The 15,170-nt window shown below is 74.5% G+C and carries 15 protein-coding genes; 9 read left to right on the top strand and 6 right to left on the bottom strand.

Annotated elements, in window-relative coordinates:
- Positions 1 to 230 precede the first annotated feature (230 nt).
- Positions 231 to 1,091: a spermidine synthase gene (locus ABIC29_RS11585; protein WP_116084797.1), complete on the top strand. Its 861-nt coding sequence runs from the start codon at positions 231 to 233 to the stop codon at positions 1,089 to 1,091.
- Between the two features lie 96 nt (positions 1,092 to 1,187).
- On the opposite strand, the gene ABIC29_RS11580 is transcribed toward ABIC29_RS11585, so the two are convergent.
- The 4 genes from ABIC29_RS11580 to ABIC29_RS11565 form a co-directional block, all read right to left on the bottom strand.
- Positions 1,188 to 2,891, bottom strand: a complete 1,704-nt coding sequence (locus ABIC29_RS11580) for a glycoside hydrolase family 10-like protein (RefSeq protein ID WP_354245480.1) — start codon at positions 2,889 to 2,891, stop codon at positions 1,188 to 1,190.
- 78 nt (positions 2,892 to 2,969) lie between these two features.
- Positions 2,970 to 3,836: a 5-oxoprolinase subunit C family protein gene (locus ABIC29_RS11575; protein ID WP_354245477.1), complete on the bottom strand. Its 867-nt coding sequence runs from the start codon at positions 3,834 to 3,836 to the stop codon at positions 2,970 to 2,972.
- The gene (locus ABIC29_RS11570) at positions 3,836 to 4,459 is read right to left on the bottom strand and encodes a 5-oxoprolinase subunit B family protein (protein WP_354245474.1); all 624 of its coding nucleotides are present in this window, start codon (positions 4,457 to 4,459) and stop codon (positions 3,836 to 3,838) included. Before ABIC29_RS11570 ends, ABIC29_RS11575 begins: the two co-directional genes overlap by 1 nt.
- Positions 4,456 to 5,217: a LamB/YcsF family protein gene (locus ABIC29_RS11565; protein ID WP_116083744.1), complete on the bottom strand. Its 762-nt coding sequence runs from the start codon at positions 5,215 to 5,217 to the stop codon at positions 4,456 to 4,458. Before ABIC29_RS11565 ends, ABIC29_RS11570 begins: the two co-directional genes overlap by 4 nt.
- A 38-nt stretch (positions 5,218 to 5,255) precedes the next feature.
- Between ABIC29_RS11565 and ABIC29_RS11560 the strand changes: the two genes are divergently transcribed.
- From ABIC29_RS11560 to ABIC29_RS11550, 3 genes are all read left to right on the top strand, one after another.
- Complete coding sequence (locus ABIC29_RS11560; RefSeq protein WP_354245471.1) at positions 5,256 to 6,494, top strand: PQQ-dependent sugar dehydrogenase; 1,239 nt, start codon at positions 5,256 to 5,258, stop codon at positions 6,492 to 6,494.
- A gap of 74 nt (positions 6,495 to 6,568) precedes the next feature.
- Positions 6,569 to 7,066: a SprT-like domain-containing protein gene (locus tag ABIC29_RS11555; protein WP_116083746.1), complete on the top strand. Its 498-nt coding sequence runs from the start codon at positions 6,569 to 6,571 to the stop codon at positions 7,064 to 7,066.
- A gap of 105 nt (positions 7,067 to 7,171) precedes the next feature.
- Complete coding sequence (locus ABIC29_RS11550) at positions 7,172 to 7,834, top strand: CGNR zinc finger domain-containing protein (RefSeq protein WP_354245468.1); 663 nt, start codon at positions 7,172 to 7,174, stop codon at positions 7,832 to 7,834.
- 107 nt (positions 7,835 to 7,941) lie between these two features.
- Here ABIC29_RS11550 and ABIC29_RS11545 read toward each other — a convergent pair whose 3' ends face one another.
- The gene (locus ABIC29_RS11545; protein ID WP_116083749.1) at positions 7,942 to 8,616 is read right to left on the bottom strand and encodes a 2-phosphosulfolactate phosphatase; all 675 of its coding nucleotides are present in this window, start codon (positions 8,614 to 8,616) and stop codon (positions 7,942 to 7,944) included.
- Between the two features lie 156 nt (positions 8,617 to 8,772).
- Positions 8,773 to 10,032: a hypothetical protein gene (locus ABIC29_RS11540; protein WP_354245465.1), complete on the bottom strand. Its 1,260-nt coding sequence runs from the start codon at positions 10,030 to 10,032 to the stop codon at positions 8,773 to 8,775.
- Positions 10,033 to 10,152: 120 nt separating this feature from the next.
- On the opposite strand from ABIC29_RS11540, the gene ABIC29_RS11535 reads away from it, so the two are divergent.
- The 5 genes from ABIC29_RS11535 (at position 10,153) to ABIC29_RS11515 (ending at position 15,050) form a co-directional block, all read left to right on the top strand.
- Entirely contained in the window at positions 10,153 to 10,734 is a 582-nt protein-coding gene (locus ABIC29_RS11535; RefSeq protein ID WP_354245462.1) for a hypothetical protein, read from the top strand.
- Complete coding sequence (locus tag ABIC29_RS11530) at positions 10,731 to 11,360, top strand: DUF1684 domain-containing protein (RefSeq protein WP_116083754.1); 630 nt, start codon at positions 10,731 to 10,733, stop codon at positions 11,358 to 11,360. The genes ABIC29_RS11535 and ABIC29_RS11530 overlap by 4 nt, the downstream gene beginning before the upstream one ends.
- Positions 11,361 to 11,690: 330 nt before the next feature.
- Positions 11,691 to 13,259, top strand: a complete 1,569-nt coding sequence (locus tag ABIC29_RS11525; RefSeq protein WP_354245459.1) for a DEAD/DEAH box helicase — start codon at positions 11,691 to 11,693, stop codon at positions 13,257 to 13,259.
- 191 nt (positions 13,260 to 13,450) lie between these two features.
- Positions 13,451 to 13,957: a GNAT family N-acetyltransferase gene (locus tag ABIC29_RS11520; RefSeq protein ID WP_116083759.1), complete on the top strand. Its 507-nt coding sequence runs from the start codon at positions 13,451 to 13,453 to the stop codon at positions 13,955 to 13,957.
- Positions 13,958 to 14,093: 136 nt separating this feature from the next.
- Positions 14,094 to 15,050 (top strand): nucleoside hydrolase, encoded by a 957-nt coding sequence (locus tag ABIC29_RS11515; protein WP_354245456.1) that lies wholly within the window; start codon positions 14,094 to 14,096, stop codon positions 15,048 to 15,050.
- The last annotated feature ends 120 nt before the right edge of the window (positions 15,051 to 15,170 follow it).

The following is a 15,170-nucleotide window of genomic DNA, read 5'->3' as shown; positions in this document are numbered from 1 at the left end:
ACCTTTTCAGGACCACAGCGGCCATGGCCGCATATTGCAGCCATGACCGATGTGGTACTGAAAAGGTCGAGCGGGAGACCGGCTGAGCGGGCGGGGACTCAGCGGGCGGGGACTCACCGGGCAGGGGACTGGGTGGGCGGGCGTCAGGCCAGGATGGAACGGGGATCCGGGCGGAACGGGGATCCGGGCGGAACGGGGACCGAGGGCGGAGTCGCGGTAGCGTGGCCTCCGTGCCAGAAGACCCCTCGCTCGAACGCCGCCTCTCGGTGAGCGGGCACCTCGCACGGCTCGAGGAGTCGCGCCAGGTGCCGGGCTCGTGGACCCTCACGGTCGACGGCACGCCGCAGTCGCACGTCGAGCTCGACCGCCCCGACTGGCTCGGGTTCGAGTACGTGCGGCGCATCGGCCACGCCATCGATCTCGTGCGCCCCGAGGGCGAGGCCATCACGGCGGTGCACCTCGGCGGCGGCGCCCTCACCCTGCCGCGCTACGTCGCCGCGACGAGGCCCGGATCCCGGCAGCAGGTCGTCGAGCTCGAGTCCGACCTCGTCGACCTCGTGCGCGAGCACCTTCCGTTGCCGCGCGGCGCGCAGGTGCGCGTGCGCCACGGCGACGCCCGCGAGGTGCTCGCGAAGCTGCCCGCCGGACTCGACGGCGCCGTCGACCTCGCCGTCGTCGACATCTTCTCCGGCGCGCGCACGCCGGCGCACGTCACGAGCGTCGAGTTCTACGAGCTGCTCGAACGCCGCCTCGCCCCGCGCGGCATCGCGACCGCGAACGTCGCCGACGGCGCGGGGCTCGCGTTCGCCCGGTCGCAGGCGGCCACCCTCTCGCAGGTCTTCGAGCATGTCGCGATCGCCGCCGACGCCTCGATGCTCAAGGGCCGCCGCTTCGGCAACGTGGTCATGTACGCCTCGCACGCCGAGCTGCCCTTCGCGGGCCTGCCCCGGCGACTGGCGAGCGACCCGGCGCCGGCCCGCATGATCGACGGCGCTGAGCTGCGCAACTTCATCGCCGGCGCGCCGGCGGTGACGGATGCCACGGCGGTGCCCTCACCGCCGCCGGCGCGGTCGATCTTCCTCAAGCGCTGAGCCGCACGAGCATCGAGCTCCAGGCCCCGAGCCGCAGAGCCCCGAGCCGCAGAGCGCACGAACCGCAGAGCGCACGAGCGACGGGCCGCCCGGGCGCTACCCCGCCCGCACCCAGCCCGGCCGGCTCGGCGCGGACTCGTTCCAGACCCGGTCGAGGGCCGTGACGACGTACGTGTACGCGCGATCGGGGTCGGCCGCGGCATCCGCCCACTCCTGGCGGACGCCGTCCTGCGCGCGCACGGTCGCGACGAGGTTCGCGGCGTCCTCGACGTCGATGGACCGCACCCGCCCCTCGACCCGGTAGATCGCGAACGAGGTGGCGCGCCGGTTCGGCCTTGCCGCGTCGAGCCAGACGAGGCGCGCTCCGTCGTGTGCCCGGTGGGCGAGGGCGAGCACCGGAGCGCCGACGGGCGTCGCGGGCAGCCAGGGCATCGCCGGCACGATCGCGGGCGCGGTGTAGTGACGGTCGCGAAGCAGGGTCATGGATCCCTGCGGGTCTGCGGGCACGTGCTTCGCCGAGAAGTAGACGTTGCCGTGCACGGGTGCACCCCCGGCGTCCACCTCGCGGTCGAAGTCGAGGTGGTTCGAGAGCTCGGCGGGGTCGGTGAACACGCCGGAGGTCACCTTGTAGAGGGCCTCGCCGATGTGGAGGTGGGTTCCGGAGGTCGCCGCCACGTCGGCCCACCAGGGCACGAGGGCGGCGTAGTCGGCGACCGCGAGCCCGAACTGCCAGTAGATCTGCGGGTTGATGTAGTCGAGCCAGCCCTCGAGCACCCACTTGCGGGTGTCGGCGAACTGCAGATCGTACGACTGCGATCCTCCCGTCGCAGAGCCGGCCGGATCCGTGGCCGCGTTCCGCCAGATGCCGAACGGGCTGATGCCGAACTTCACCCACGGCTTGGCCGCCTTGATGCGCTCGGAGATCGACTGCACGAACGTGTCGACGTTGTGCCGCCGCCAGGCGGCGACGTCGTCGAAGCCCGCACCGTGCGCGGCGAAGGCCGCGGCATCCGGAACCACGGCCCCGGCGACCGGGTACGGGTAGAAGTAGTCGTCGAAGTGCACGCCGTCGAGGTCGTAGTGCTCGACGGAGTGCATGATCGCCTGCTGGATGTGCTCCTGCACCTCGGGCAGCCCGGGATCGAAGTAGAGCTTGCCGCCGTAGGGCCAGACCCAGTCGGGGTGCACGCGCGCCGGGTGCTCCGCCACGAGCTGCGCGGGATCGGCCTGCATCGAGACGCGGTAGGGGTTGTACCAGGCGTGCAGCTCGAGGTTGCGGCGGTGCGCCTCCTCGACGATGAACGCGAGCGGGTCGTAGCCGGGGTCCCGCCCCTGCACGCCGGTCAGGTACTGCGACCACGGCTCGAGCGGGCTCGGCCAGAACGCGTCGGCCGTCGGGCGCACCTGCACGAAGACCGCGTTCAGCCGGAACTGCTCGGCCACGTCGAGCCAGTGCAGGAACTCCGCCTTCTGCGCGTCGGCGTCGAGCCCGGCCGCGGACGGCCAGTCGATGTTCACGACCGACGAGATCCACATGGCGCGCAGCTCGCGCTTGCGGGGCGCGATCGGCGCGATCGGCTCGCCGGCCGAACCGCCGGTCGCCGCGGCGTGCGCGGGCGAGGGTGCCAGCGTGCCGATGGTCACGGTGAAGGCGGATGCCGCGGCGCCGGCGACGGCGAGGGTCAGGAACCCTCGGCGGGCGAGGCCATGCGGCGAGCGCTCCGCGGGCGTGGTGTCCGTCATCGCGGCCGCGTCCGTGGTTGCCGCGGAGTCGGTCGGATCGGCAGGTTCGAGATGCATCGCTGGGTCCTCCATTGGTCCGTGTGGAAGATACTTCCAGCTTCTCGACCAGATGTGAAGAGTAATTTCCAGCATGCGTCACGCGTGCCGGAACCGAACCGCCTGCCCCGGTCGCACCTGCGCGAGCGCGTCGAGCGAGGCCGACGCGACGACCGCGATCACCGGATAGCCGCCGGTGACCGGGCGATCGGCGAGCAGGATCGTCGGCAGGCCGTTGCCCGCGACCTGCACCGATCCCGGCACGGTCGCCTCGCTCGGCAACTCGCCGGTCACGAGGCGTTCGAGCGGCGCGCCCACGAGCCGCGCGCCGATGCGGTCGGCCTGCTCCGAGAGACGCCATCCGCCGTCGAAGAGCGCGGCGTGCCCGGCATCCGTGAACCAGTCGGTGCGCGGCCCCGGCAGCAGGGCGAGCGCGACCACGCCCTCAGGTGGCGGGAAGGCGGCCTCGTGGTCGAGGAGGGGCACGGATGCCGCGGGCTCGAGGCCGACGGGCAGCACGTCGCCCGCCTGCACGGGTGCCGGCCCGAGCCCGGCGAGCGTGTCGCGCGAGCGGGAGCCGAGCACGGGCGGCACGTCGAGTCCCCCGCGGACGGCGACCAGGTAGCGCACGCCGCGGGTGGCGATGCCGAGCTCGAGCACCGAGCCGGGCCGGGCGCGGGCAGCCGTGTAGGGCGCGATGCGTCGCCCGTCGAGCCTGAGGTCGCCCCATGCGCCGGCGACGGCGAACCAGGTCTCGACGTCGAAGCGCGCACGGAAGCCGCCCATGACGACCTCGAGGCCGGCGGCGGACGTCGGGTTGCCGACGAGCCGGTTCGCCAGCGCGAGCGCGCCGCGATCGAGGGCGCCCGACGACGAGACCCCGAGGTGCGCGAGTCCAGGACGACCGAGGTCCTCGACGAGGGCCAGCGCTCCTGGCTGCTCGACGGTGAGCGTGCGCGCGCCCATCAGGCCCGCTCGAACCTGACGCGGCGCCCGGGGGCGAGCGCCGCCGGATCGTCGGAGGCCGGATCCCACAGGGTCGCGGCGGTGCGGCCGAGCAGCCGCCAGCCGCCGGGGCTCTGCCTCGGGTAGACGCCGCCGAACGCGCCGGCGACGGCGACCGAACCGGCCGGAACCCTCGCACGGGGTGCCTCGAGCCTCGGGACCTCGAACGGCCACGCCTCGCTCACGAGGTAGCCGAAGCCGGGCGCGAAGCCGCCGAACGCGACCCGCCACTCGATGCCGGAGTGCTGGGCGACGAGCGCCTCGACCGAGACGCCCAGCAGCGCAGCGGTCGTCGCGAGGTCGTCGCCGTCGTAGGCGACCGGGATGTGCACGGCATCCGCGTGCGCCCCGGCGAGCCGCGACCCCGCCTCGGCCGGGATGCGGCGCACCCAGGTCGCGGCGGATTCGAGCGGCATCCGCTCGGGGTCGACCGCGACGAGCAGCGTGCGCGCGGCCGGAACGAGCTCGACGACGCCGTCGGGCCGACCGGCCTCGAGTGCGTCGTGCAGGGCCAGCACCTCGTCGAGCGAATCGCATTCGACGAGCAGGGCCGCCTCGCCGCTCGGCAGCATGCGCCGGGTCACGCGAAGGCCTCGATGCCGACGCCGGTGCCCTCGAGCGCGGTGCGCACTGCGCGCGCGATCGCGACCGCGCCGGGGGTGTCGCCGTGCAGGCACAGAGAGTCGGGCCGCAACTCGACCCTGCTGCCGTCGTCGGCCGTGATGCCGCCCGTCTCGGCGAGCTCGAGCGCCCGGTCCGCGGCGGCCGCCGGGTCGTCGACGACGGCTCCGGGTTCGCCGCGCGGCACGAGCGAGCCGTCGGCCGCGTAGCCCCGATCGACGAAGGCCTCGCGCGCGAACCGCAGGCCCGCGGCATCCGTCGCCCGTTCGATCTCGCTCGTCGGGGGTCCGAGCACGGGCAGGGTCGGGTCGTACGCCGCGATCGCCTCGACGAAGGCCCGCGCCGCCGCCGCGTCGGAGGCGAGCCGGTGGTACAGCGCGCCGTGCGCCTTCACGTACCGCACCCGGACGCCCGACGCCCTGGCGACGCCGTCGAGCGCACCGAGCTGCACGAGCAACTCGGCCGCGATCTCGGCCGGACTGGTGTCGAGCGCCCGTCGGCCGAAGCCGGCGAGGTCGCGATACCCCGGATGCGCGCCGAGCACGACGCCCTCCCGGGCGGCCGACGCGGCGCTGCGCGCCATCGTGAGCGCGTCGCCCGCATGGAATCCGCACGCGACGTTCGCGCTCGAGACGACGCGGAACATCGCGTCGTCGTCGCCGACTCGCCACGCCCCGAAGCTCTCGCCGAGGTCGCTGTTCAGGTCGATCGTCGGCTGCATGCGTTCCATTCTGCCGGGGTGCGGCACAGACTGGGGGTGTGCGCATCGAGTCGACCCGCCCCGCGGTCCCGGCGACCGCGACCTCGAGCATGACCTCGAGCAGGCCCGCGGCCGCGCTCGCGCTCGCGGCCGCGCTCGGGCTGGGGCTCGGACTCGCCGGGTGCTCGGCACCCGCCGAGCGCACCGCGCCGCCGTCGACCCCGCCCGGAACCCCGAACGCCTCGGCCTCGGCGACGGCGACGGCGACGCCCACGCCGACCCCGTCCGCCCCGCCCGTCGTGATGGTGCCGACGGGCGTCGTCGAGACGATCGCCCAGGGCCTGCGAGCGCCGTGGTCGATCCTCCGCCTGCCGGGCGGCGGCACGCTCGTGAGCGAACGCGACACCGCACGCATCGTCGAGGTGAACGCCGACGGCTCGCTCCGCGTCGCGACCACCGTGCCCGACGTCGTGACCGGTGCAGAGGGCGGCCTCCTCGGCCTCGCGCACCTGCCGGCCGAAGCGGGTTCGCCCGCCTACGTCTACGCGTACTTCACCGCGGCATCCGAGAATCGCATCGTGCGGATGCCGCTGACGGGCGCCCCCGGCTCCCTCGCCCTCGGCGCCGCGGAGACCGTGCTCGGCGGCATCCCGCGCGGCGCATCGAACCACCAGGGCGGGCGCCTCGCCTTCGGACCCGACGGATTCCTCTACGCCACCGTCGGCGACGGCGGCCTGCGCGACCCGGCGCAGGACCCGGCATCGCTCGCGGGCAAGATCCTGCGGATGACGCCCGACGGGCAGCCCGCGCCCGGCAATCCGTTCGGCTCGCTCGTCTACTCGATCGGCCACCGGAATCCGCAGGGCCTCGCGTGGGATGCCACGGGCGCCATGTGGGCCGCGGAGTTCGGCCAGAACACGTGGGACGAGCTGAACCGCATCGAGCCGGGGGCGAACTACGGCTGGCCCGTGGTCGAGGGCGTCGGCGGGGTCGGCGGCTACCTCGACCCCGTGCTGCAGTGGCCGACCTCCGAGGCCAGCCCGAGCGGCCTCGCGGTCGTGGGCGACACGCTGTTCCTCGCGGCCCTCGGCGGCGAGCGGCTGCTGGCGGCCGCCCCCGCCTCGACCGGGGTCGCCCCGCCGACGGAGTGGTTCACCGAGGCGTTCGGCCGCCTCCGCGACGTCGCACCAGGGCCCGACGGCGAGCTCTGGGTGCTCACGAACAACACCGACGGGCGCGGCTCGCCCGCCGAGGGAGACGACCGGATGCTGCGCGTGCGCCTCGCGCCCGCAGGCTGAGGCGCTCCCGCCTCGCCGGACGCGCCGCGTTCGGGGCCTCCCGCACACGCGACATCCGGGACTATTCTCAGTTCATGGCGGATCTCGAGCGGGTGCGGCGCTGGGCCGAGGCCCTCATCGTGCTGCACCTCGACGAGACGGTCTGGAGCTTCGGCTACGACAACGCGAAGAAGCGCGCGGGCCTCTGCAACTACACCTCGAAGCGCATCTCGGTCTCGCGGTACCTCGCCGCACGCTACGACGACGACGAGATCCACCAGATCCTGCTGCACGAGGTCGCCCACGCCATGGCGGGGCCGCGCGCCGGGCACGGGCCGAAGTGGCGCCGCACGGCCGCCGAGATCGGCTACGTGGGGCGCCGCACGCACGACGGCGAGGTCGCTCACGAGCTCGCGCCGTGGGTGGGCCGCTGCCCGGCCGGGCACGAGCACTTCCGCTACCGCGAGCCCACGAGACCGCTGAGCTGCGGTGTCTGCCACCGGGGCTTCGACCGTGCGAACCTCATCGTCTGGCACCGCCGCGAGATCACCGCGGCCGTGCGCCGACGCGCCGCGAGCGCGACCGCGGGCTGACCGCATACGCCGATCGGCATACGGTCGGGCCGCCGGCCGGGACTCCCTCCGGATCGTGAGCGGATCGCGACCTTCGAGGGCTCGTCGGCCCGCTAGCATTGCCGGGTGCCCGTCTCCACCGTGTCGATCCCCGTCGGACAATGGCTCGTCTCCACCGAGGGAGTGCGCTGGTGGTTCGACTCCGGCTCCTTCGCCCTCGACTTCGCCGTCACCGGGGCGCTCGGCGAGCCGGCGGCACCGCATCCCACCTCGGCCGCGTCGGCGCCCGAGCGGCTGCACGCCCCAGACGACCTCACCGAGTGGCTCCGCGAGCGGTTCCCGGTGCCCGTCGGCTCGGCCCGCTCGCGCGACCTGTTCGACGCGGTCTCGCTGCGCGACGCGATCGTGCGCATGGCTCGCGCCGCCGCGCACGGCGAGGCGCTGCGCGGCAGCGATGTCGACGTGGTGAACCTCTACGCGGCCACCCCCGACATCCCGCCGTCGCTCGGCGGCGGCACCCGGCAGGCCGGACGCTCGGTGCACACCGTGCCGCAGGCGCTCGCCACGATCGCGCGCGACGCCGTCGACGTCTTCTCGCCCGAGAACGCCGGTCGCCTGCGCGAATGCGACGGCCCCGACTGCAGCATGATCTACCTCGACACGTCGCGCGCGGCCACCCGCCGCTGGTGCTCGATGCAGCGCTGCGGCAACCGCGCCAAGGTGCGCGCGCATCGCGCCCGCAAGGCGAGCGCGAGCGGGCGCGTCACGCTCGACCAGACCGCCGCCTGACGGTTCGGGCTCGGGACGTTCGGCGCCGGTGCTCGGCGCCGGTGCTCGGCGCCGGTGCTCGGCGTCGGTGCTCGGCGTCGGCGCTGACGTCGACCGCCCGCCGGCGGCTACGCCCCGAACACCCCGTCGCGCAGCACCGGCACCAGGTCGGTGACGTCGCGCCGGGTCGCCAGGCGCACCTCGTCCTTGCGGCCCGCGGCCGTGAGGCCGGCTCCGCTGCCCGCCGCCCCGATGAGATGCACGGCCGCGTGCTGCAGCCCCTCGAAGGCCGCGCAGGCCACGGCCGCCTCCGGCGACGTGTGGTCGATGCCGAGTCGCACGAGCGCGTCGACGACCGCGCCGCCCGTGAGCTGGTCCTCGATGGCGAAGCGGATGCCGCCGGCCGGCGCCTGCTCGGTCGACTCGGGCGTCTCCGCGGCTCGCTCGCCCGCGGCGACCACGGCCACGAACAGGCGTTCGCCGCGCGCCTCCTGGAGCGCGAGGATGCGCCGGGCGACCGCCTCGCGGTTGCGGAGCGAGGCGGCGAGCACGACGACGTCTCGGCCGGCCAGCGCCCGGGCGATCTCGGCGGTCTCGGTCGCCCCGACATCCGGTGCCGCACCCTCGGCGAGCGCGAGCGTCTCGCCCCGCTCGGCGGCGAGCACGGCCTGCGTCGTGACGAGCACCGCGTCGACGAGCACGACCACGTGCGCCCCCGGCAGGATGCGCCGGGCACCGTCGACCCCCCAGTCGAACCTGACCTGGTACTTCGCCTGCCCGAGGGCGTTCGTCGAATCGCTCACCGCGACAGGCTAACGCCGCCTCGCCCCGCCGTCGGAACCGGGGCCGCGTTCATGACGCGATGCGGCGGCCGCCGCGCGCTGCGGGCGGCGGCCACGACCGCAGCGGTGCGGCGACCGGGGCGGTGCGGCGACCGGGGCGGTCGGCAGGTCGGCGCATCAGCGCGTCATCGCGTCGTAGGCGGCGAGCGCCTCGGCGTCGCTCGCGCGCGAGGTCGCCCGTCGGGCCGCGTCGAGGGCGGCGACGGGGTCCGGCTCCTGCCGGGCGATGAGCAGTTGCCGCTCCGCCTCGGCGAGGCGCGTGCGGGCGTCGGCGCCGACCCGGCGTCCGCCGTGCGCGATGGCGGCGTTCGCGGCGCGCAGTTGGCTCTCGGCGATCGCGAGCGCTCCCCCGAGTGCGCCGCGCGCCCCGTCGAGACGGGACTGCGCGGCCCGCGTCGCAGCGCGTGCCGCGTCGAGCCGGTCGCGCGCCACGCGCAAGCGATCCCGCGCCGCGAACGGGTCGGATGCCCGCTCGCCACGCCGGCCGAGCGCCTCGGTCGTCTCGGCGATCGCGGCGGCGAGGGCGGCCGCCGCCTCGGCGTCGTCGGTCGCGTCGCGCTCGACTCGCGCGGCCGCCACATCGGCGGCGAGCAGGTCGGCCAGCTCGGCCTCGTCGGTCGCGGCCGCCGCGAGTTCCGCCTCGACGCCCTCGACCTCGGCGAGCGCCCGCGCAGCACGATCGAGCGACTCGGCGGCGGCAACGGTCGCCTCGGCGACGGGGTGCGCGCGTGCGAGGCCGCTCGCGGCATCCGCCAGTCGTTCGTCGGCCGCGGCGAGGGCGACGTCGGCGCGGGCCAGCGACTCCTGCGCTCCCCCGAGGGCGGAGGCGGCGAACCTGCGGGCGAGGCGCTCGAGCGACGCGGCCGCCTCCCTGCGCCGGATCGCCACGTCGCGGGCGCGTGAGCGGAGAGCGGGTTCCTCGGCGAACGCACCGTGCTCGGCACGACGCCTGGCGGTCAGCTCGGCGTCGGACCGGTCGAGCGTGCGCAGCGCCTGTCCGCAGAGCTCGATGATGCGCGCGCTCCACGTTCGGCGCTCGGCGGCCGTGTCGGGCTCGGCGTCGTCGAGGCGCTGCTGCAGCAGGAACGCCTCGCGCAACCACCGCTGCGCATCGTCGACCGCGAGGCGGGCGCTTCGCGCGGTCGCCTCGTCGAACTGGGCCTCGGCGAACGCGACCTCGGCGAGCGCCTCGCGCACCGCCGTGTCGGCGTGCACGATGAGCGACTTGGCCTGCACCTCGGCGGGGCGCGCCGCCGCGAGCGCGGACTGCTCGCGCCGCGACCCCAGTCGGCGGAACCCCAGCACGGCGACCGCGAACGCCGCGATCGCGACGCCGGCCACCACGAGCGAGGGCACCCACCAGAGTCCGTCGGCCATGCGCTGGAGTCTAGGCGGTCGGCCTGCGGGCAGACCCGCCGGCACCCGACCGCCCGCCACGCCCCCGTGAATCCGCCGCAGGTGCTTGGCTGCGGCATCCGTCGGTCCTAGGGTCGGCTCATGCGGGTCATGTTGAAGCTCGAGCTCGACTGCCGGCCGGATGCCGCGTGGCGGGCGCTGCACAGCCCCGCGGTGCTGCGCGAGGTCGTCGCGCCGTGGCTCGACTTCACCTCGCTCGAACCCGGCGGGCTGCCCACCTCGTGGGCCGAGGGACGCCACCGCCTGCAGCCGCGCGCGTTCGGTCGCGTGCCGATCGGCGAGGAGGTCGTCGACCTCAGCCACCCAGGCGGTCTTCCGCCCGGCGTGCGCATGCTGCGCGACGGCGGCGGGGCGCTCACCGGCCCGTTCGCGCTGTTCGACCGGTGGGATCACCGCATGGCCGTCTCGGCGCTGCCCGATGGGCGCACGCTCTACCGCGACCGGCTCGTGGCGCACGCCGGCGCGCTCGACGCCGTCGCCTGGTATCCGACGTGGGCGTTCTGGCAGTGGCGCGGCCGGCGGCTCCGCCAGCTCGCGCCGACGTGGGCGTTCGATCCCCCCGGCACGGCGGATGCCGCGGCCGCGCGCCCCGACGGGGAGTCACCGCCCGGCACGCACACCGCACCCGACGCGCCCGACGGATCCGGAAGGGGCACCGCATGACCACCTCGAACCCGTCCCTGCAGCTCGCCGACTGGCGGCGGCGCGTGTTCGGGCTGTACGCGGGCGTTCGCCAGCTCAGCGCGCACGACCCGGCCGCGGGCCACGAGCTCTGGAAGTCCGGGCGCGACGAGCTCTTCGCCGGCCACCCGCAGTCACCGCTGCTCCCCGACGATCGGGCCTCCTTCACGGGACTGAACGTGTCCCGCTACGACCCCGACTGGCGCTTCGAACTCGAGGTGCGACGGCCCGAGGAGCCGCAGAAGCTCGTCGTCGAGAGCGCGACCGACGGCAGGATCCGCTTCGCGCTCGTCGGCACCGTGCGCGTGCCCTACCTCGGCACGCTCGACGTCTGGCGACTCACGCAGTACGCGGGCGGACTCTTCCTGCCCGTGAAGGACAAGCTCGCCGGTGCGCCAGGCGGCACCTACGGCGGCGGACGCTACCTGCTCGACACCGCGAAGGGTGCCGACCTCGGCGAGGGTGCGGGCCTCGACACGCTCATCGTCGACTTCAACTTCGCCTACAACCCGTCGTGCGCGTACGACCCGTCGTGGTCGTGCCCGCTCGCGCAGCCGGGCAACACGCTGCGCGAGGAGGTGCCCGTCGGCGAGCGGATCGCCCGATGAGCCCGACGAGCGGAGGCACCCGATGAGCCCCGCCGGGCCCGCTGGGCCGGCCGAGTCGCGCACCGCCGGGAGGGATTCACAGCGTCGGCCCCGGGACATCCGCTATGCTCGTCGGTGGTGTGCGCGATGACCGCGCCGCCTGCGTCGTAGAAACGCTTTCCGGGCAGGGCCTCATCACGAGGGCGCCCGTTGACTCTCATACGGCGAACGGATGCGCCGACCGGCGCCTTCGCCACTCCCATCGCCGGGCCGATCCGCCGCACCGCGCCGCTGCACCATGCAACCGCGCCTGCGCCGGCATCACCGTGCGGTGCGCCCCGAAAGGCACCCATGACCGACACCACCTTCAGCATGCTCGGCGTTCCCGCGCCGATCGTCTCGACCCTCGCGGCCGACGGCAAGACCAGCGCGTTCCCGATCCAGGTCGACACCCTGCCCGACACGCTCGCCGGACGCGACGTCCTCGGCCGCGGCAAGACCGGCTCGGGCAAGACCCTCGCGTTCTCGATCCCGATGGCCGCGCGCCTCGGCGGCGAGCTCTCGGGCGGCAAGCGCCGCCCCGGCCGCCCGCTCGGCCTCGTGCTCGCCCCCACGCGCGAGCTCGCGACCCAGATCGACGCCGTGCTCGCCCCGCTCGCCAAGGCGTACGGCATGACGACGACCACCATCTTCGGCGGCATCAGCCAGAAGCGCCAGGTCGACGCCCTCCGCGCCGGCGTCGACATCATCGTGGCCTGCCCCGGCCGCCTCGAGGACCTCATGAAGCAGGGCCACGTGACCCTCGACGCGATCGAGATCACCGTGCTCGACGAGGCCGACCACATGGCCGACCTCGGCTTCCTGCCCGTCGTCACGCGCATCATGGACAAGACCCCCCAGTCCGGCCAGCGCCTGCTCTTCTCGGCGACGCTCGACAACGGCGTGGACAAGCTCGTCAAGCGCTTCCTCCACAACGAGGTGCTGCACTCGGTCGACGAGGCCACCTCGCACGTCGCCGCGATGACCCACCACGTGTTCGAGGTCGACGACGTCGACGCGAAGAACGACCTCATCACGGCCCTCGCCTCGGGCACCGGCCGTCGCATCCTCTTCATGCGCACGAAGCACCACGCCAAGAAGCTCGCGAAGAAGCTCACCGAGCAGGGCATCCCCGCCGTCGACCTGCACGGCAACCTGTCGCAGCCGCAGCGCGACCGCAACCTCGCCGCGTTCGGCGACGGCTCGGTCAAGGTGCTCGTGGCCACGGATGTCGCGGCCCGCGGCGTGCACGTCGACAACGTCGAGCTCGTGATCCACGTCGACCCGCCCATGGAGCACAAGGCGTACCTGCACCGCTCGGGCCGCACGGCTCGCGCCGGCAGCGAGGGCGATGTCGTCACCCTCTGCCTCCCCTCGCAGAAGCAGGACCTCAAGACCCTGCTCCGCAAGGCCGCGATCCAGGTCGTGCCCGAGCGCGTGACGGCGACGTCCCCGTCGGTCGTGAAGCTCGTCGGCGACGTCGCCCCGTACGTGAAGCCCGCACCCCGTGCTGCCGTGCAGCAGCAGGGCGGCGGCGGACGCTCGCAGGGCGCGAACGCGCAGCGCAAGCGCGCGGCACGCGACGGCGCGCCCGTGATCCGCGAGGCCCGTGCCGAGGGCGGCGGACGCCGTCGCGGCGGACGCGGCAACGGCGGCGCGGCATCGTCGGACGTCGCGCCCGGCGCTCCCCGTCGCGACCGGTCCGGCCGTCCCGCCGAGGCGAAGTCCAACGCCCCCAAGCAGGGCTCCGGCCACAGCCGCGGTGCGCAGACCACCGGCGCGCAGCGCGGAGCCTCCGGTCGGCCCGCGAAGCAGCCGCTCCGCGTCGGCAGCCTCGTCGGCCAGAGCAGCCAGCGCACGAACCGTCGCGCCCAGGGCTGATCCCGCCCGAGCAACGCACCTGACGGCCCCGACGAGCACCCGCTCGTCGGGGCCGTCGGCGTTCGGCGGCGGGTCGGCGTGCCGAAGCCGGCCGGCACGGGGCATCCGCTCGATTGTCACCGATGGACAACGATCCGGCGGGCGAGCCGCCTCGATTTGTCGTGCGCCGCACCCTGGCTTAGCCTCTGGGTATGAGCACCGAAGTCGTTGCCGAAGCCCTTGTGATCCGTCCGGTCCGCGATTCCGACGCCGAAGCACTCGGGCGTGTCCACGCCCAGTGCTGGCACGAAGACTACGACCAGTTGGTCGACCAGGCCACCCTGGCGAACCTCTCCCCCCGCCGCATGGCCGAGCTCTGGGCCCACCGCCTGGGTCAGGGCGATGCGCACACCTACTTCGCCGCACTCGTCGACGGCGAGATCGTCGGCTTCGCGGGCGCCGGTCCGGCCCGCGACGACGACGCGCCCCGCGAGCGCGAGCTGTTCTTCATCCACCTGCTCGACTCGCACCACGGCCACGGCATCGGGCAGAAGCTCTTCGACGCCACCGTCGGCGACGAGGCCGTCACCCTGTGGGTGCCCTCGGCCAACGAGCACGCGATCGGCTTCTACGAGCGCAACGGCTTCACGGCCGACGGCGCCTCGCACGACGAGCCGTTCCTCGGCGAGGTCATCCACGAGATCCGCATGGTGCGCTGAGCGGGCGCATTCGAGATTCGACCGAGAGGAGCGGATGCCGCGGCATCCGCTCCTCTCGTGTTCGGAGCCCGCGACGGTGCATCCTCGCGCATGCGCAGCCTCGGCGGCGCGTTCGAACCGGCGTTAGTCTGGCCCGATGCCCATTCCCGTCATCCTCGACGTCGACACGGGTGTCGACGATGCCCTCGCCCTCGTGTTCGCCGCGCGCCACCCGGGGCTCGAGCTGCTCGGCGTGAGCTGCGTCGCCGGCAACGTGGCGCTCGGGCAGGTCGTGGAGAACACGCTCCGAGTGCTCGCCGCAGCGGGTCGCGATGACGTCCCGGTCGCCGCGGGCGCTCACCGCCCGCTCATCGAGGCGGCCAGGGCCGCGACGGTGCACGGCGCCGACGGACTCGGCGGCGTCGAGCTCCCGGCGTCCCCGCGCGCGGTCGAACCCGCGCACGCCGTCGAGTTCCTGCGCCGCACGATCCTCGCCTCGCCACGACCCGTGACGCTCGTCGCGCTCGCGCCGCAGACCAACCTCGCGTTGCTGCTGCGAACGCACCCCGAGGTCGTGCAGCACCTGGAACGCATCGTGTTCATGGGCGGTTCGGCGTCGGTCGGCAACGCGACCGCCGTCGCGGAGTTCAACGTCTGGCACGACCCGGAGGCGGCCGCGATCGTGCTCGACTCCGGCGTTCCGACCTACATGTACGGGCTCGACGTCTTCAACGCGGTCGCGGTGCCGCAGGAGCTCGCCGTGCGGCTCGAGAGGGGTGAGGACCCGCTCGGCCGCGTCGTCGGCGCGCTGCTCGGCCATCGCGTCGCGGGCTCGGCCGACGGCTCGTTCGAGTACAGCGGCCTCATCGGCGACGCGGGTGCGGTGTGCTCCCTCGTCGATCCCGGCGCCCTCGGCACGCGTCGGCTGCCCGTGCGGGTCGAGCTGTCGGGATATGCGAGGGGCCAGACGCTCGTCGACCTGCGCACCCGCCCCGGCGAGGACCGCGTGCACGGCGACGGCATCGAGTGGGAGCGGGTCGAGGTCGCGCTGACGGTCGATGCGCCGCGCCTCGCGCGCGTGTTCCTCGAGACGCTCGGGCTGCCGACGGCGTAGAGGTCCGGGCCGGGCTCATGCGCCCCGGCGGCGCGGTCGCGGTCGCCCGGCGGGCCGAGCACCGCCACGGGAATCGGCCGATCGGCCGATTGACGCCGTCGAGACGCTGCGGAACCGTGG

The sequence above is a fragment of the Agromyces sp. PvR057 genome (genome assembly GCF_040547485.1).
Lineage (GTDB): Bacteria > Actinomycetota > Actinomycetes > Actinomycetales > Microbacteriaceae > Agromyces.
The sequence above is the reverse complement of the archived record's forward strand: the minus strand, read 5'-3'. Positions and strand labels throughout refer to the sequence as shown.